This window comes from Filobacillus milosensis, assembly GCF_004402015.1.
GTDB classification, from domain to species: Bacteria; Bacillota; Bacilli; order Bacillales; family Alkalibacillaceae; genus Filobacillus; species Filobacillus milosensis.
On record NZ_SOPW01000003.1, the window covers coordinates 152,440 to 169,599 of the forward strand.

20 protein-coding genes are annotated in these 17,160 nt (G+C 34.1%); 19 read left to right on the top strand and 1 reads right to left on the bottom strand.

Annotated elements, in window-relative coordinates; all coding sequences use genetic code 11:
* Positions 1-95 precede the first annotated feature (95 nt).
* The 19 genes from spoIVA (at position 96) to E3U55_RS03965 (ending at position 16,143) form a co-directional block, all read left to right on the top strand.
* Positions 96-1,574, top strand: a complete 1,479-nt coding sequence (spoIVA, locus tag E3U55_RS03875) for a stage IV sporulation protein A (protein WP_134339020.1) — start codon at positions 96-98, stop codon at positions 1,572-1,574.
* Positions 1,575-2,116: 542 nt separating this feature from the next.
* Positions 2,117-2,389 carry an HU family DNA-binding protein gene (locus tag E3U55_RS03880; RefSeq protein ID WP_134339021.1) on the top strand — a complete coding sequence of 91 codons (273 nt, stop codon included), beginning with the start codon at positions 2,117-2,119 and terminating at the stop codon, positions 2,387-2,389.
* A 202-nt stretch (positions 2,390-2,591) separates the two neighbouring features.
* Positions 2,592-3,233, top strand: coding sequence for a heptaprenyl diphosphate synthase component 1 (locus E3U55_RS03885; RefSeq protein ID WP_194840813.1), 642 nt, complete (start codon positions 2,592-2,594; stop codon positions 3,231-3,233).
* Positions 3,234-3,252: 19 nt separating this feature from the next.
* Positions 3,253-3,963, top strand: a complete 711-nt coding sequence (locus tag E3U55_RS03890; RefSeq protein ID WP_134339023.1) for a demethylmenaquinone methyltransferase — start codon at positions 3,253-3,255, stop codon at positions 3,961-3,963.
* 17 nt (positions 3,964-3,980) lie between these two features.
* The gene (locus tag E3U55_RS03895) at positions 3,981-4,949 is read left to right on the top strand and encodes a polyprenyl synthetase family protein (protein ID WP_134339024.1); all 969 of its coding nucleotides are present in this window, start codon (positions 3,981-3,983) and stop codon (positions 4,947-4,949) included.
* A 106-nt stretch (positions 4,950-5,055) separates the two neighbouring features.
* Positions 5,056-5,502 (top strand): nucleoside-diphosphate kinase, encoded by a 447-nt coding sequence (gene ndk, locus E3U55_RS03900; RefSeq protein WP_134339025.1) that lies wholly within the window; start codon positions 5,056-5,058, stop codon positions 5,500-5,502.
* 174 nt (positions 5,503-5,676) lie between these two features.
* The gene (locus E3U55_RS03905; RefSeq protein ID WP_134339026.1) at positions 5,677-6,456 is read left to right on the top strand and encodes a CheR family methyltransferase; all 780 of its coding nucleotides are present in this window, start codon (positions 5,677-5,679) and stop codon (positions 6,454-6,456) included.
* 10 nt (positions 6,457-6,466) lie between these two features.
* Positions 6,467-7,633, top strand: coding sequence for a chorismate synthase (gene aroC, locus E3U55_RS03910; RefSeq protein ID WP_134339027.1), 1,167 nt, complete (start codon positions 6,467-6,469; stop codon positions 7,631-7,633).
* On the top strand, positions 7,633-8,712 hold the full coding sequence (gene aroB, locus E3U55_RS03915; RefSeq protein WP_134339028.1) for a 3-dehydroquinate synthase: 1,080 nt from the start codon (positions 7,633-7,635) through the stop codon (positions 8,710-8,712). The genes aroC and aroB overlap by 1 nt, the downstream gene beginning before the upstream one ends.
* Before the next feature lies 1 nt (position 8,713).
* Positions 8,714-9,997: a 3-phosphoshikimate 1-carboxyvinyltransferase gene (gene aroA / locus E3U55_RS03920; RefSeq protein ID WP_228547466.1), complete on the top strand. Its 1,284-nt coding sequence runs from the start codon at positions 8,714-8,716 to the stop codon at positions 9,995-9,997.
* A gap of 55 nt (positions 9,998-10,052) precedes the next feature.
* Complete coding sequence (locus E3U55_RS03925) at positions 10,053-11,303, top strand: tetratricopeptide repeat protein (protein WP_134339029.1); 1,251 nt, start codon at positions 10,053-10,055, stop codon at positions 11,301-11,303.
* Positions 11,304-11,322: 19 nt separating this feature from the next.
* Positions 11,323-11,868, top strand: coding sequence for a ReoY family proteolytic degradation factor (locus E3U55_RS03930; RefSeq protein ID WP_134339030.1), 546 nt, complete (start codon positions 11,323-11,325; stop codon positions 11,866-11,868).
* A gap of 21 nt (positions 11,869-11,889) precedes the next feature.
* The gene (locus E3U55_RS03935) at positions 11,890-12,354 is read left to right on the top strand and encodes a DUF2487 family protein (protein WP_134339031.1); all 465 of its coding nucleotides are present in this window, start codon (positions 11,890-11,892) and stop codon (positions 12,352-12,354) included.
* A gap of 137 nt (positions 12,355-12,491) precedes the next feature.
* Positions 12,492-12,992, top strand: coding sequence for a QcrA and Rieske domain-containing protein (locus E3U55_RS03940; RefSeq protein ID WP_134339032.1), 501 nt, complete (start codon positions 12,492-12,494; stop codon positions 12,990-12,992).
* Positions 12,993-13,004: 12 nt separating this feature from the next.
* The gene (gene qcrB / locus E3U55_RS03945) at positions 13,005-13,679 is read left to right on the top strand and encodes a menaquinol-cytochrome c reductase cytochrome b subunit (protein WP_134339033.1); all 675 of its coding nucleotides are present in this window, start codon (positions 13,005-13,007) and stop codon (positions 13,677-13,679) included.
* A gap of 35 nt (positions 13,680-13,714) precedes the next feature.
* Positions 13,715-14,545, top strand: coding sequence for a menaquinol-cytochrome c reductase cytochrome b/c subunit (locus E3U55_RS03950; protein WP_134339034.1), 831 nt, complete (start codon positions 13,715-13,717; stop codon positions 14,543-14,545).
* A 71-nt stretch (positions 14,546-14,616) separates the two neighbouring features.
* Positions 14,617-15,210, top strand: coding sequence for a lipoprotein heptaprenylglyceryl N-acetyltransferase LhaT (lhaT, locus tag E3U55_RS03955; RefSeq protein ID WP_134339161.1), 594 nt, complete (start codon positions 14,617-14,619; stop codon positions 15,208-15,210).
* Positions 15,211-15,237: 27 nt separating this feature from the next.
* Positions 15,238-15,426 (top strand): sporulation protein YpjB, encoded by a 189-nt coding sequence (locus E3U55_RS03960; protein ID WP_134339035.1) that lies wholly within the window; start codon positions 15,238-15,240, stop codon positions 15,424-15,426.
* 36 nt (positions 15,427-15,462) lie between these two features.
* Positions 15,463-16,143, top strand: a complete 681-nt coding sequence (locus E3U55_RS03965; protein WP_134339036.1) for a zinc metallopeptidase — start codon at positions 15,463-15,465, stop codon at positions 16,141-16,143.
* Positions 16,144-16,246: 103 nt separating this feature from the next.
* Here the strand turns inward: E3U55_RS03965 and E3U55_RS03970 are convergent, their stop codons facing one another.
* Positions 16,247-17,116 (bottom strand): YitT family protein, encoded by an 870-nt coding sequence (locus E3U55_RS03970; protein ID WP_134339037.1) that lies wholly within the window; start codon positions 17,114-17,116, stop codon positions 16,247-16,249.
* Positions 17,117-17,160: the final 44 nt, after the last annotated feature.

Genomic DNA, 17,160 nt, shown 5'->3' on the forward strand with positions numbered 1-17,160 from the left:
TTTAGATTTAAGTCATAAATCAATAGGACAACATCATAAATTAATATTGCATCGAATAATAGGTGTACGATATTGTACAGGGTCGGAGGGATATAATGGAAAAATTCAACGTGTTTCATGACATATCAAAACGGACGAACGGAGATATTTACCTAGGCGTTGTAGGAGCAGTCCGGACTGGTAAGTCAACATTTATCAAGAAGTTTATGGATCTTGTCGTAATTCCTAATATCAATAGTGAAGACGACAGAGAACGAGCAAAAGATGAACTGCCTCAAAGTGCTGCTGGACGTACGATTATGACAACTGAGCCTAAGTTCATCCCGAATCAAGCTGTTGAGATTTCGGTTGAAGAAGGCTTAGATGTTAAAGTACGAATGGTGGACTGTGTAGGATACACTGTAGAGGGAGCAAAAGGCTTTGAGGACGAAAATGGGCCTAGAATGATTCATACTCCATGGTATGAAGAAGCAATCCCGTTTCATGATGCAGCTGAAATTGGAACTAGAAAAGTAATTCAGGAGCATTCTACAGTAGGTATTGTTGTAACAACAGATGGATCCTTTGGTGACATTCCTAGAGAAGACTACATTGAAGCAGAAAGAAAGGTTGTAGAAGAGCTAAAAGAGGTTGGTAAACCATTTATTATGATTTTAAACTCCAGCCGACCTCATGAATTAGAGACAATGGAGTTAAGAAATGAGATTTCTGAAGAATATGACATTCCTGTTATACCAGTGTCTGTAGAGAATTTAAGGGAAGATGATATTTATAATGTGCTAAGAGAAGCTTTATATGAATTCCCTGTATTAGAAGTTAATGTGAACCTCCCAAGCTGGGTAATGGCATTAAAAGAAGACCATTGGCTTCGTAAACAGTTCCAAGGGGCTATTCAAGAAACCGTACAAAATATCAGACGCTTAAGAGATGTTGATCGCGTTGTAGGTGACTTCTATGATTATGAATTCATCACTGATGCAAATCTTTCTGGTATGGAGATGGGTGAAGGTGTTGCTGAAATTGATTTACACGCATCTGATGAGTTATACGATCTAGTACTAAAAGAAATTGTTGGTGTTGAGATTCGTGGTAAGGATCACCTATTAGAGCTTTTACAAGACTATGCTGAAGCTAAACGAGAATACGATCAAGTATCAGATGCGCTACAAATGGTTAAGCAGACTGGTTATGGTATTGCGACACCAGCACTAGAGGATATGAGGTTAGAAGAGCCAGAAATTATTCGTCAAGGACCACGATTTGGTGTTAGATTAAAAGCAGTTGCTCCATCCATTCATATGATTCAAGTAGATGTAGAGTCTGAATTCGCTCCAATCATCGGAACTGAAAAGCAAAGTGAAGAACTGGTTCGTTACCTTATGCAAGATTTTGAGGAAGATCCATTATCTATTTGGAAATCAGACATCTTTGGCCGTTCGTTAAGTTCAATTGTTAGAGAAGGGATTCATGCTAAACTGACATTAATGCCAGAACATGCAAGATATAAATTAAAAGAGACGCTAGAAAGAATCATTAACGAAGGAAATGGTGGACTAATAGCCATTATATTATAAAAGCGACAATTTTGTCGCTTTTTTATTTTGTCTTTGTTTTATACTAAAGGATCAGTTATAGATAAATTATAACAAAAAACATGAAGTGTTTGACTTAAAGTAAAAGGTGGCCAGGCCTTGCACCTGCGATTACGGGACCAAAGTTAAAGCAGATAAGACTACGGAAAGCGTGCTTTTATAGGGATTAAAAAAATAAGAGTAAAGTTAAACATCGCCTTTATAAAGTTAAATAGCTACAAAATACTTACAGGACGAGCCTTCAAAATTATTGCTGTCGCATAGTCAAATAGTATTATAAAATTGAAAAAATTAATAAAAACCCTGATAAAATGCGATTTTGAAGCGATTTTTTATTGAAATTCCATTGTGCTTTGTGATAATATGCAGTTACACGAACTAGAAAATAATGCTAAACATTAAATTATCGTGTAAGAACTTGTGCCCAATTGCATGAATATGTTGCATGTTGAACGTATTTTTGTTTAAATTGTGGTAACAATGGTATTATCTGATAATTAGCAATTTGAGAGGAGGTGAAATAAATGAACAAGACAGACTTAGTAAATTCAGTAGCTGAACAAACGGACTTATCTAAAAAAGACGCATCTAAAGCTGTAGATGCGGTATTAGATTCTATTACAGGTTCTTTAAAGAAAGCTGAAAAGGTACAGTTAATCGGTTTCGGTAACTTTGAAGTACGTGAGCGTTCTGCACGTAAAGGTCGCAACCCACAAACTGGTAAAGAAATTAATATTCCAGCAAGCAAAGTACCTGCATTTAAACCAGGTAAAGCCCTAAAAGACGCTGTAAAATAATAGCTATACATAGGGCAGAAAAGGAGGGAGCTTTCCCTCCTTTTTTTAATGTAAAGAATAATTCAAAGATCATTATTAAAATGCTCTTAATGTTAACTCCTTGTTTAAGGTTGAGATAATAGATAATGATTAAAGAAAATGCTACAATAATAAGTGAAAGTTTATTAATACCTGCTTTGAATCTAGCTAATAGGTGATTAAATTGATTAATTTAGAAAACACTGAAGATATACGCCATAAGTTTATTACAAAATATAAACATTCTCATATAAGTGCATCACTTTATGATGAAGTATTATCTAACAAACAAATTTCGTGGTTTAAGAGATTATTAATTGAAGCTGAAACACCTTCTGCAAATCAAATATTTAATGCATTATTACATATGCAAACTTCTTTAGATATACATGATCTAGTTGACTTAAAAACTAACGAAAACATGGCTGAAGATCGTAGTCAAACTAATCAATTACAGGTCCTGGTTGGTGATTTTCATAGTTCTTATTTCTACCGATTGCTATCACAACAAAATTTATTAGAGGAATTATATCATTTTATTGAGAAGATAAAGGAAATCAATGATTTAAAAATGTCTGTATTACATAATTACGAAGGTCATGATATGGAAATACAGCTAAAACATATTGAAAAAATACATATAGGATTAATAGAAGCCATCATTTCACTTTATAATTTACCTGAAAAAGAAGTGAAATCAAAAATAATTGATGAGTTAGTCTATCAAAGCGACAGCTGCTGGATTAAAATATTAACTGATAGAGACCACCTGTTATCACACCGTATGATCTCTTTAAGAAAGCAACATTGGAGTCTTACTAAATAATAATAGAGGAAGATTACGTATGGAACAGCAAACTAAATCAGAGAAAGTTCACTCGGTATTTGAAAAAATATACAATAGATATGACAAAATGAATTCCATTATTTCATTTCAACGTCATAAAGCTTGGCGAAATGATGTCATGAAAGAAATGAATGTAGAAGAGGGTTCTAATTGCTTGGATGTTTGTTGTGGAACAGGGGATTGGACCATAGCTTTATCAGAAGCAGTTGGTAAGAACGGACAAGTAGAAGGTTTAGATTTTAGTCAGAATATGTTGTCTGTCGGAGAAGAGAAAATAAAAAGAGAGAACATCTCTAATATAAATTTTGTTCATGGGGATGCTATGAACCTTCCTTATGAAGACGATACATTTGATTATGTAACGATAGGGTTCGGTTTAAGGAATACGCCTGATTATAATCAAGTTTTAAAGGAAATGTATCGTGTTGTTAAACCAGGTGGACAAGTCGTATGTTTAGATACCTCACAACCCACAATACCAGTCTATAAACAACTCTATTTCTTTTACTTTGAGCATATCATGCCAATCTTCGGTAAAGTGTTTGCAAAGAGTTATGATGAATATGCCTGGTTATATGAATCAACGAAAAACTTTCCTAATAAAGACACACTGGCTGAAATGTTTAAAGAAGCAGGATTTAACAATGTTAAGGTCAAAAGTTATGCTTTAGGGGCAGCTGCGATGCATTTAGGAACTAAGACAAAATAACTTTAAAGGTGAAAACAATGAAGTTAGCTACAGCTTTTAAATATATGAATAAAGATATTCAACAAGTTGAAAAACAAATTAAGAGAGTAACTAAAGCGGAAAACACTATGATTCAATCTGCCTCTAATCATTTGCTAACTGCAGGCGGTAAAAGAATCAGACCTATTTTTGTTTTAATATCTTCTAAATTTGGCAGTGACAATCAGAATAAGATTATTGATGTAGCAGTTGCATTAGAACTTATTCATATGGCGTCTTTAGTGCATGATGATGTTATTGATCATGCTATGGTTAGGCGTGGGAAACCAACCGTTAATAAACAATGGGACAACGGAACCGCTGTTTATACCGGTGATTACATATTTGCTCGCACATTAGAGTTACTAAAATCTTTTGATGACAATAGAATACATTCAGTGTTGTCTAATACGATACATCAGTTATGTATAGGTGAAATTGAGCAAATCCGCGACAAATTCGAAATTAATCAAAATTACTTTACATACTTTAGAAGGATTAAACGTAAAACGGCTTTATTAATTGCATCTAGTACTCAAATGGGGGCCATTGCAGCTAATGTTGATCCATCTACTGAAAAGCTTTTGAAATTATATGGTTATTATATTGGTATGTCTTATCAAATCATAGATGATATATTAGATTTCACATCAACAGAAAAAGAGCTAGGAAAACCAGTTGGCAGTGATTTATTAAACGGACATATTACATTACCAACTCTATTCGCAATTGAAGACAAAAAGGTTTATCATGCCATTCAAGATTATTTTAATAATAAAGATCATCCATCTATGAACATAAATGAAGTGATTCTACATATCAAAGAATCTGATGCAATTGAAAGAGCTTATCAAATCAGCCAGAAATTTTTAGAAAAGGCTTTTAACACGGTCAATCAACTTCCGGATATTGAAGAGAAGCGTCTATTAACAGATATTGCGCACTATCTCGGTGAACGGAAATTCTAACCTCACTTGGTTGTGATTTAAATGTTATTGCAAAAACGATTGTTTTTTGTGACAAACTTTGATAAAATTTTTGACGGCTTACAAATTATTTATTGAGGTGAATATCATGGAAAAAACTTTTATTATGGTAAAACCTGATGGCGTTCAACGTAACCTAATTGGCGAAATCGTTGCTCGTTTTGAAAAAAAAGGTTTTAGACTTGTTGGTGCAAAATTAATGCAAATCTCTACAGCATTAGCAGAAGAGCATTACGGAGAACATAAAGACAAGCCTTTCTTTGGTGAATTAACTGGTTTCATTACTTCTGCTCCAGTATTCGCAATGGTTTGGGAAGGTGAAAATGTAATTGCTACAGCTCGTAAAATGATGGGAGCAACTAACCCGGCAGAATCTGATATCGGTACAATTCGTGGAGATTTCGGATTAACAGTAGGGAAGAACGTAATTCATGGTTCTGATTCACCTGAATCTGCAGAACGTGAAATTGGATTATTCTTTAATGAATCTGACCTTTTAGATTACAATAAAGATCAAAATCAGTGGATTTATTAATTAGTAAAAGGCCTTAATTATAAGGCCTTTTCTTTTTTTGATTTTTTAACTCATGATACACTTATATATCTAGAGTATCTAAATTAAAAACATGTATTTATACATAAATTTATAGCGTATTTTCCGTGGATTTCTTATAATGTGATTAAGACTGTAAATTGGGAGAGAAACTTAATGGTAGATGATTACATAAAATTTGTTGAATTAATCTATGACAAATCAGGAATTGATTTATCTCAATACAAAGAAAAACAAATGAAAAGGCGTTTAACGTCTTTAAGAGATAAAAAAGGATTTAGTTCATTTGATACTTATTTTAAAGCATTGGATTCTGATGAAACGTTATTGCATGAGATGCTAGATCGAATGACTATTAACGTATCTGAATTTTATCGTAACTATAAAAGGTGGGAAATATTAAAAGATGAAATTATACCCGGTTTAGCTGAAGGAAAACCGTCTTTAAAAGTTTGGAGTGCGGCTTGTTCTACTGGAGAAGAACCGTATACGCTAGCCATGTTACTTAGTGATTTTTATGACTTAAATAATGTCTCAATTCTTGCGACGGATATTGATGAAAATGCTATTCAACGTGCGAAAATGGGACTATACCCTGAACGTTCACTTAAAGAAGCTCCCCAAGATAAAATAAACAAATTCTTTACGCAAAATGACAAAATGTTTACTGTTCGTGATGAGCTTAAACAAGCTGTCACTTTTAAAAAACATAATCTATTAGCAGATTCCTACCCTAAGAATGTAGATTTAATTGTTTGCAGAAACGTCTTGATATACTTTACAGAAGAAGCAAAATCGACTATTTACAGCAATTTTTCTAAAGCATTAAAACCTAATGGTGTTCTATTTGTAGGTAGTACTGAGCAGCTATTTAATCCTTCATCATATGACTTTGATGTTCTCAGTACATTTTTTTACCAGAAAGTTAACAAGTAAGGGTGATAATATGAGGTATTTAACAGCAGGTGAATCACACGGAAAACAATTAACTACTATCATAGAGGGTATACCCTCTAAATTAAACTTGGTTAAAGAAGACATCAACCACTCATTGATTAGACGTCAAGGTGGATACGGCCGTGGAAGACGAATGAAAATCGAGAAAGACTTAGTAGAAATTATGAGTGGAGTTAGACATGGTTATACGTTAGGCTCTCCGGTCAGTCTAGTTATAACAAATGATGATTTTATTCATTGGACAGACATCATGGGTGAAGTTCCGATTGATGAAAGTGCAAAAGTTAGAAGACAAATAACGAAGCCACGTCCAGGACATGCAGATCTAAATGGAGCATTGAAATATGACCATCGAGATATGAGGAATGTATTGGAAAGGTCTTCTGCAAGGGAAACAGCAGCACGTGTAGCTGCTGGGGCAGTAGCTAAAAAGATATTAAAAGAAGTTGGAATAGAGATTATTGGCTATGTAAAGCAGATTTATCAAGTACAAGCTGAAGACCAACATCATTTATCTATGCAAGATAAAATTAAAAGATCTAACGAAAGCCCTGTCCGTTCATTAGACAAAAAACAAGAACAGTCTATGATGGATGCGATAGATCAAGCAAAAAAAGACGGCGACTCTATTGGTGGAGTTGTTGAAGTTTATGTTGAGGGTGTACCGGCTGGTCTGGGGTCCCATGTGCACTTTGATAGGAAATTGGATAGTAGAATAGCAGGTAGCGTCGTTAGTATTAATGCGTTTAAAGGCGTTGAGTTCGGTATAGGCTTTGAAGCAGCTAACAAACGTGGAAGTGAAACGCATGACGAAATTGCTTATGATAATGAAAAAGGATATTATCGTTTAACCAATAGACTAGGGGGTTTTGAAGGTGGAATGACAACAGGTATGCCTATTGTCGTAAAAGGTGTCATGAAACCTATTCCAACCTTATATAAACCATTAAATAGTGTAGATATTGATACAAAAGAACCTTTTCAAGCAAGTATTGAACGTTCAGATTCTTGTGCAGTTCCAGCAGCTTCTGTCGTGATGGAACATATTGTTGCCTGGGAGTTAGCAAATGCCATATTAGAACAGTTTACATCTGATACGATAGATCAATTAAAAGAAGAAATCGAGAAGCATAGAGAAAGGATTAGACAATTTTAATGAATACATTAAAAGTTAAATCCTATGAACATAGCTATGATATTTATATCGAAAAAAAGCTGAGATTTAAAGCAGGGGATCAATTAAATAAAGAATATTCTCAGATAGCTATTGTTACAGATGAACATGTAAGTCAATTGTATCTAGAAGATGTTAAACAAAGCATTGATCAAAAATGTAAGTCTTTTATTATACCTTCTGGTGAACAATCTAAATCATTAACGAAATATGAGGAAATTCAAAAGTATTTACTAAATAATAATTTTGATCGCCACTCAGCCATTATCGCATTAGGTGGAGGAGTCGTCGGTGATTTAGCAGGATTTGTTGCGGCAACTTATATGAGAGGTATTGATTTTATACAAGTTCCAACTACTCTCTTAGCACATGATAGTAGTGTAGGAGGCAAAGTAGGTATCAATTTATTAGATACGAAAAATATATTAGGAAGTTTTTATCCTCCACAAGCAGTTATTTATGATACAGAAATGCTTCAATCATTAAACGAGCAAGAGCTAAGATCAGGTTTTGCAGAAATGGTTAAACACGGATTTATATTTAATGTAGATCTGTTAAATGAATTAAAAGGTATTAATACGATCGACCCAAGTCATCCTTTATTTGATCAATGGCTAATCAAATCCCTTAGTGTAAAAAAACATTTCGTTGAACAAGATGAACATGAAGGGAACATTAGACGTTTCTTAAACTTTGGACATACTTTAGGACATGCCATTGAATCAACTAAAAGTCATGTCACACATGGTGAATGTGTTATGTATGGCATGTTGTTTGCGATATATTTATCAGATTGTATTAATGATAAAGATGAAAAGTTATTTAATGAGGAATTAGTGAACTGGGTAAAGAACTTAGGTTTTCCTTTGAATTTAATAAATATTAGTGACATCTCAACAGTTTCAGATAAAATGTTGAATGATAAAAAGAATTCTAATCAATTTATAAATTTTGTTCTATTAAATGATTTAGGTGAACCATTTGTATCACCATTTTCTATAGAAAAGATTGAAGAACATTTAAAAGCCTTTTTAGACTTGAAGGCTTTAAAGGGTGTATAAGTTGAAGATAATAAAAACTATTAATCAAGGTTTGACAGGTAAGATAAAAGTACCTGGAGATAAGTCAATCTCTCATAGATCAATAATGTTAGGAGCATTAGCAGATGGTGATACTTACATCACAAACTTTTTAGATTCAGAAGATTGTATGAGAACAGTTGAAGCATTTAAAGCTTTAGGTTCAGACATTAAAGTAGCGGGTTCAATAGTTGAAATAAAGGGAAAAGGTGTTAAAGAACTAAAGAAGCCTTCTGGACCTCTAAATATGGGAAACTCAGGAACGACAGCCCGTTTATTAAGTGGAATTTTATCAGGGTTGCCATTTAACGCGACTATTATAGGTGATGACTCATTAAGCAACAGACCTATGGATCGTATTATAGAACCTCTTAATCAAATGGGAGCTACTATTGAATCAAAAAACAATAGATTACCTATGACGATTCATGGTGACCAATTACATCCTATTGAATACAAACTGCCGATTGATAGTGCTCAAGTTAAATCAGCTGTGTTATTAGCAGGTCTATTAACAAGTGGTCATACAACTGTAATTGAAAACAATGAAACGCGTGATCACACTGAAAGAATGTTACCTTTATTTGGTGGTAAAGTGAACCGCGAAAATAAAAGAATATCTATAAAAGGTAATCAACACTTACATGGGGCAAAGATAAAAATTCCAGGCGATATATCATCAGCTTCATTTTGGATTGCAGGTGCTGTAATTACACCTGGAAGTGATATAACAATATCCGATGTCGGTTTAAACCCAACTCGTATAGGATTTATTAATGTATTAAAAAGAATGAATGCTAATATATCAATGAAAGTGACTCGTTATGAAGGTGATGAGCCAATAGGAAATATACATGTGCAATATTCACAATTACAATCAACCACAATTGAAGAACAAGAAGTAGCTTCGTTTATAGATGAAGTTCCATTATTAGCACTTGTTGCAACACAAATAAATGGATCGGTAAAAATCGAACATATTGAAGAGTTAAAATATAAAGAATCAAATCGTATTCAAACGACTGTTCAAGCCTTAAATGCATTAAACGTTAATGCCAAAGAAATTGAAAACGGCATTTTAATTGAAGGACAATCTAAGTTAATCGGTAATGAAATTCAAACGTATGGGGATCATCGGATTGCTATGATGGCCTGCGTGGCATCATTTATAAGTGAAGGGGATATTATACTTGATGATACTGACTGTATAAATATTTCTTACCCTAACTTTTTGGATGAACTACACAGAATAAATAACAATCTATAGTATAATAATTAATGTCATTAAATGGTTTAATGATGTGTAATGGAGGGAAATTTTAATGGATCCAATAGCTGAAGCTTTAGACCTTTATGAAGCTGGCAATATTAATGAAGCTGTTAATCACTTAATGGAAAATGCTAAAGAAATTAGTGAACAAGAACAGTTTTCGGTCGCTGAACTACTACAACAATGGGGATTCCTTGAAGAAGCAAGGCGATTATTTGAAGAATTATACCGCACCTACCCTATAGATCATCAAATAAAATTTCAACTGGCTGACATTTATATTGATTTAGAGATGGATGAAGAAGCACTTAGTTTAATAGAAGAAATTGAACCAGATGATCCAGAATATGTAGATGCATTAATGATTTTTGCTGATATTTATCAATCTCAAGGACTAAATGAAGTCGCAGAACAAAAGTTAATTCAGGCTAAAGAATTACAGCCGGAAAATCCTTTAATAGATTTTGGACTAGGTGAATTAGCTTTCTTTAACGGTGAATTCCAAAAAGCAATCGACTGTTATGAACGAATTGAGCCTCATGCAGACCAATTCCCAATGGTCAATATATTAGAGCGCTTAGCAGAATGTCACGCAACGATTGGTAACTGGGAACAAGCATTAGTTTATTATCAAGACCTTGATCTTAAAGAACCAGACCAATTATTCAAATATGGATATACAGCTTTCCAAATGAGTCGGTATGATGTTTCGATTAAGGCTTGGAACGATCTAATTGATTTAGATTCGGATTACACTAGCGTTTACCCATATTTAGCTCAAGCGTATGAAGAGGAAGGTTTGCTTGAAGCGGCGAATGATATACTTAAGCAAGGCCTGAAAAAAGATGAATATAATCTAGAGCTATATATAACATTAGCTAGAAATGAAAAGAAACAAGGTCATATAGAGCATACGAAAAAATACCTTAAGGAAGCGATCGCCTTAGACCCTAGTCATGAAAAAGCGATTGAAGAATTATATTCTATATATGAACAAAATGATAACTGGGATGATGCGTTGAAACTAGTTGAAGAGCTGAAGAAGTTTGAGCCATACCCTGAAATATTGGATTGGCGATCTGCTCAAGTATACAATGAGTTAGAAGAATTTGATAAAGCCAGAAACTCCTATGAAAAGGCTTATTTAACATATCATCAGGAAGCGGATTTCTTAAAAGAATATGGTTTCTTTTTAGTCGAAGAGGGAAAAATGGAGAAAGCAGTGGAATTACTTAATGAATATCTAAAACAAAACCCTGAAGATCAAGAAACTATCGAATTTCTTGAAAGAACACAAGGGTAATAAAAAAGTAGGTGTTGATATGAGCTTGTCTCCGGGTAAAAAAAGGATTTTTATTAAATGGTATCTCGAAAACTTTGATACTGACAAAAGGGAAATGGTTTGGTTATTAGAGTATGTTATGAAGCGCGACTATTTATTAAATCACATTCACTTTGTATTTGAGGCGCATTTATGTCCAAGAAGCATTATCATATCCAATAATAAAAAAGAAAAAAGACCATTTCGCTTTTATAAAGATCATGTCGTAACTACAGATGTCGATAAAGCTTTTCATGATATACGACTTAACCCTGAGGAAACATTATATGTGGAAATAGTGTTTGATGGTGTGCGACAATCATATGAGTATGCAGAGGTTTTAGAAGACAACCCTTATTTACCTGAAGACTACTATTTGCAAAACGAAGATTATGTTTTATTAGAGAACATAATAGACGATTCGACTCGTCACTCTAAAATTAATTATCTTAAAAATAAAATAGATCAAGCCTTAGATTTAGGTGATATAGAGTCCTTCAATAAATGGAGCGAAGAATTAAATAATCTAAGAGAAAGCAAAAAATAAATAGTCTGGAGCGTATATTTAATGAAATATAAAACGTCTGATACAAGTCAGTATACTCAAGCAAAGGAGTATATTGATACTGCAATTATTCCATTAATCCCATTTTCTTTTGTATCTGATCAAGAGATGACACAACTCTCCCTTCAAAAAGAGATGACTCAAATTTATATAGATCAGATTGAAAAAGAACTAAAAGGAAGGGTTTTTGTTACTCCTGAATATTACTACGTAAAAAATGACAAAATATCAGATGAAAAGCTAAGACTTGAAGAATACGTGAACCACATTAATAAGCAGCCTTTTAAGTATATCTTTTTAATTACTCCAGATAATAAATGGAGAAAAATAACAAAAGATATGGATGTTGACTTAATCTGGATCCCTGTCATTAAAGAGGGTAACCTTAATCAATCCGAAACCCAACAACTCATACAATCACAGGTGAAAGAAATCCAATCTTTAATCATGGATAGTTGGAACGAATAATTTATGACATTTTTTTATCTAAACTGTGGTTTTTATTGACCACTTTATTCGTTTGCGCTATCATTGTATTGTCCTAATAAATATGTGTATCATCAATACCCTGTTCGTTGTAATTGATGAATAGAGGGGGGAAAGACATGACTGATAAAAAAAACCAAGTATCGCGTAGACAATTTTTGAATTACACTTTAACTGGTGTTGGAGGTTTCATGGGGGCAGCTATGGTTGCTCCGATGGTTGGTTTTGCGATTGATCCTTTATTGAAAGGTCAAAAAGATACGGAGTTCATTTATGTAATGGATGTAAGTGAAATTACTAATGAACCTCAACGTAAAACGTTTAAAGTTGACCAAGTAGATGGTTGGTATGAATCACAGGTTGATCGTACTGCATGGATCTTCAAAACCGAAGAAGGCAACATACTCGCATTATCACCAGTATGTACTCATTTAGGTTGTACGGTTGACTGGGCTTCAAATGAGCAGTATCCAAATCAATTCTTCTGTCCTTGTCATAATGGTCGTTATACTAAAACGGGTGTCAACATTGAAGGAACACCACCTACAGAGCCATTACATGCGTATGAGTACAAGGTAGAAGACGGAAAATTACTTTTAGGTAAAGCTAAGAAGAGATAGGAGGCGTAATAGATGTTGCATAAGTTGTATGACTGGATTGATGAGCGATTAGATGTTACGCCTATTTGGCGAGATATCGCTGATCACGAAGTGCCTGAGCATGTTAACCCGGCTCATCACTTTTCTGCCTTTGTTTATTGTTTTGGTGGGTTAACATTCTTTGTTACTGTTATCCAAGTACTATCTGGAATGTTCTTAACCATGTATTACGTCCCGGATATTGTAAATGCTTGGGAGTCGGTAAAATATTTACAAACACAAGTCGCTCATGGACAAATTGTAAGAGGTATGCACCACTGGGGAGCTAGTGTCGTGATTGTAATGATTTTCTTACATACATTACGTGTATTTTTCCAAGGTGCGTATAAAAAACCACGTGAATTAAACTGGGTGGTTGGTGTTCTATTATTTTTCGTAATGCTTGGATTAGGTTTCACAGGTTACTTATTACCTTGGGACAATAAAGCATTTTTCGCAACACAGGTTGGACTAGAAATTGCTGAAAGTGTACCTTATATTGGTGGAGATTTGAAAACACTACTTGCTGGTGACCCAGAAATTGTGGGAGCAAAAACTCTGGCAAGATTCTTTGCGATTCATGTTTTCTTCCTGCCAGCTGCATTATTTGCATTGATGGGAGCACACTTTATCATGATTCGTCGACAAGGTATTTCTGGACCGCTATAAGTTATATTTCCATGTCATGAAAAGGAGGGAACACAGTGCAAAGAGGTAAAGGAATGAAATTTGTTGGGGACTCTCGTGTACCCGATAAAGAAAGCAGAAATAAAATTCCAAAGGATTATTCGGAGTATCCAGGTAGAACTGAAGCATTCTGGCCAAACTTTTTATTAAAAGAATGGTTAGTAGGTGCTGTGTTTTTAATCGGTTTCTTATGCTTAGTTGCGGCACATCCATCGCCACTTGAGCAACAAGCGGATCCGAATAATGCATCATATATACCATTACCGGACTGGTATTTCTTATTTTTATATGAACTATTAAAGTATAAATATGCTGCTGCCCAATATGTTGTTATTGGTACAGTAATTATCCCAGGTTTAGGATTTGGTGCTTTATTACTTGCGCCATTCTTAGATGTAGGGCCTGAACGTAAGCCATCTAAACGACCTATAACAGTTGGATTAATGTTATTAGGTGTTGCAGCAACAATTTGGTTAACTTATGAATCTGCTGCACACGTAAATTGGGAAGAAAGAGCTAAATACTCGGTAGCAAACGTACCGGATGTAGAAATTGATGAGGATTCCCCAGGTTATCAAGTGTATTCACAAAACTGTATGTCTTGTCACGGTGACAGCTTACAAGGTAACCCTGGAATGGCACCTTCTTTAGTTGGAATACCATATAAAGCGGAACAAATTAAGGATATCGCTAAAAATGGTATTGGTACGATGCCAGCTAACCAATTCCAAGGTAGTGAAGAAGAATTAAACCAACTTGCAGAATTTATTGTTTCAATTAATGAACAAGCAAGTGGAAGTGGTGAAGGCGGCGAAGGTAAATCTGAAGACGGTGGATCATCACATTAATTAATGAAAAAGCTGACTTGTGAAAGCAAGTCAGTTTTTTAGTATGTATGAATATGGGTGAGAAAATGATAATGAAATTTAAATTTATTTTAATGGATCGTACATTTTTAACACTTCTTTTAATTATTAATTTTTTAGGAACGATATATGGATACATATGGTATGAATATCAACTTGTACAAACACCTTTGCATCTTATTCCATTTGTTCCTGACAGTCCAACTGCCTCTTTATTTTTTGTAATTGTATTAATAGGATTATTACTAGGAAAAAACTATAAACTTTTTGAGGCTTTAGCTATGCTTACGTTATTTAAGTATGGCGTATGGGCTGTAGTCATGAATATATTGACTTATTTAGAGACTGGAAACATGTCAATCCCTGCTTTAATGCTAATTATTTCTCATGGTGCTATGGCGATTCAAGGTTTACTTTATGCCCCATTTTATAAAATTGAATGGATACACGTTATAATAGCTTCTGTTTGGACGTTACATAATGATGTCATTGATTACGTTTATGGTCATATGCCTATTTATGGATCTTTAACTAAATATATGGAACATATTGGTTATTTCACTTTTTGGTTAAGTTTATTATCAATTTGGTTAGTCTATAGATATGGTATGAGACAACGTTCTAAACCTTCCACAAAAGCAATATAATATTAAAAAGCTTGTGGAGGGCTGTAAATGACTCTCACCATTGGATTTCTCATCGTGATAGCCACCCACTCATCGCTAAGTGGTTTTCTTATAACGTTAATAATCGTGTTTGGATCTGTATTTATAACTTTAATTTATGTTGGATGGAGAAAGTATCGTACGCACGAGATCGAAGAAGCTAGAAATAATGACCAACATAATAATGATAGTGATTAAAAATAATATATAGATGTTGAAATGGAGGGATGTGTCATGAATTTAGGAGCTTTTCTTATTTACTTTGCCATATTATTAATTTTACCCTTGTGGGCGCAGAGTAGAGTGAAGAACACATATAAAAAATATATGAAGGTACCTAATTCTGCTGGCATGTCTGGTGCAGAAGTCGCTCGCCGTATTTTAAAGGAAAACGGAATATTTAATGTTAAGGTTGTAGAAACAAAAGGATTTTTAAGTGATCATTATGATCCAAGAAAAAAAATTGTGAGACTGTCTTCTCACAATTATCATCATTCTTCTAAAGCCGCAGCAGCTATCGCGGCTCATGAAGTGGGACATGCCATACAGGATGCTGAGGCTTACGCATTTTTACGCTTTAGACACGCCCTAGTTCCTGTGGCAAATATCGGTTCAAATATGTCCTTCTTCTTAATTATCGCTGGATTCTTATTAGGAGCAACTGGTCTGATAGGTATAGGTCTTGTTTTAATGTCATTTGCAGTATTATTTCAACTTGTGACATTACCAGTTGAATTTAATGCTTCTAACCGTGCAATGGATCAATTAGTCTCAATGGGTGTTATTACCAGCTCTGAACATCCTCAAACCAAGAAAGTTTTAAATGCAGCCGCTTTAACATATGTAGCTGCTGCAGTAGTAGCATTAATGGAATTAATTCGTTTTGCATTAATGTTTTTTGCAATGGATGACTAGAGAAGGGTATATAGTAGCTTTTATAATACGAAAGCTTGGGAAATTTCCCAAGCTTTTTTATGTGTTATTTCCGTTGTTCTCCATGTTGTAGTAACTACTTATATCATGTTAGAGGCTTTTTATTTTCATCTAATGTGAATCCTTCACCTAATACATCATGTACAGACATCATAGCTACAAATGAATGTGGGTCTATTTCATTGATAATTCCTTTTAGTTTTACAATCTCGTTTCTTCCTACAACACAATAAAGAACGTTTCTTTGTTCTCCTGTAAAACTTCCACTTCCATGTAATACAGTTACGCCTCGATCCATTTCTTTATTAATCTGTTTGGAAATTTCGTCACTATTATTAGAGATAATCATAGCACCTCTTGCTGAATATGCACCTTCTTGAATAAAATCGATGAGACGTGCGCCAATGAATACAGCAACTAGTGTGTACATGCCCTGGATGGGCTTTAGATAAAGAACGATGGAAGAAAAAATAACAATCGCATCAAACAAGAACATGGTTCGTCCCATACTCCATCCAATATACTTATGAACAAGACGAGCAATGATATCTACTCCACCTGTCGTACCTCCATATCTGAATATAATACCTAAACCTACACCAATAAAAGTACCTGCAAATAGAGCAGCTAATGTCATATCACTTTGGAGGGAGAAGTTAATAGGATATATTTGAAATATCCATAGAAATACTGATACTGCAAATGTACCAATAACAGTATAAATAAATGTTGTAGTGCCTAACATTCGCCAACCAACAATGAAAACAGGTATATTTAATACAAGGTTCATTAGTCCTGGATCCAGTGAGAACATAAAGTATAATAATAGCGTAATACCTGTAAATCCACCTTCAGCCAGGTTGTTTTCCATATTAAAATTTACAATACCAAACGAGAAAATGGCAGAACCTAATAATATGAAAATTGTATTTTTAACTTTAATATTATATTTCATTTTTTACCTCCTATCATTCAAGTCACCCTAACACATTATAGACA

Bases quoted from the DNA above. Each gene is read 5' to 3' on its own strand.
- E3U55_RS03930 (WP_134339030.1), top strand. From the start codon at position 11,323: ATGAGCTTGTCTCCGGGTAAAAAAAGGATTTTTATTAAATGGTATCTC.
- aroC (WP_134339027.1), top strand. From the start codon at position 6,467: ATGAGGTATTTAACAGCAGGTGAATCACACGGAAAACAATTAACTACT.
- E3U55_RS03960 (WP_134339035.1), top strand. From the start codon at position 15,238: ATGACTCTCACCATTGGATTTCTCATCGTGATAGCCACCCACTCATCG.
- E3U55_RS03935 (WP_134339031.1), top strand. From the start codon at position 11,890: ATGAAATATAAAACGTCTGATACAAGTCAGTATACTCAAGCAAAGGAG.
- E3U55_RS03940 (WP_134339032.1), top strand. From the start codon at position 12,492: ATGACTGATAAAAAAAACCAAGTATCGCGTAGACAATTTTTGAATTAC.
- E3U55_RS03925 (WP_134339029.1), top strand. From the start codon at position 10,053: ATGGATCCAATAGCTGAAGCTTTAGACCTTTATGAAGCTGGCAATATT.
- qcrB (WP_134339033.1), top strand. From the start codon at position 13,005: ATGTTGCATAAGTTGTATGACTGGATTGATGAGCGATTAGATGTTACG.
- lhaT (WP_134339161.1), top strand. From the start codon at position 14,617: ATGAAATTTAAATTTATTTTAATGGATCGTACATTTTTAACACTTCTT.
- E3U55_RS03890 (WP_134339023.1), top strand. From the start codon at position 3,253: ATGGAACAGCAAACTAAATCAGAGAAAGTTCACTCGGTATTTGAAAAA.
- ndk (WP_134339025.1), top strand. From the start codon at position 5,056: ATGGAAAAAACTTTTATTATGGTAAAACCTGATGGCGTTCAACGTAAC.
- spoIVA (WP_134339020.1), top strand. From the start codon at position 96: ATGGAAAAATTCAACGTGTTTCATGACATATCAAAACGGACGAACGGA.
- E3U55_RS03970 (WP_134339037.1), bottom strand. From the start codon at position 17,116: ATGAAATATAATATTAAAGTTAAAAATACAATTTTCATATTATTAGGT.
- E3U55_RS03880 (WP_134339021.1), top strand. From the start codon at position 2,117: ATGAACAAGACAGACTTAGTAAATTCAGTAGCTGAACAAACGGACTTA.
- E3U55_RS03965 (WP_134339036.1), top strand. From the start codon at position 15,463: ATGAATTTAGGAGCTTTTCTTATTTACTTTGCCATATTATTAATTTTA.
- aroB (WP_134339028.1), top strand. From the start codon at position 7,633: ATGAATACATTAAAAGTTAAATCCTATGAACATAGCTATGATATTTAT.
- E3U55_RS03905 (WP_134339026.1), top strand. From the start codon at position 5,677: ATGGTAGATGATTACATAAAATTTGTTGAATTAATCTATGACAAATCA.
- E3U55_RS03895 (WP_134339024.1), top strand. From the start codon at position 3,981: ATGAAGTTAGCTACAGCTTTTAAATATATGAATAAAGATATTCAACAA.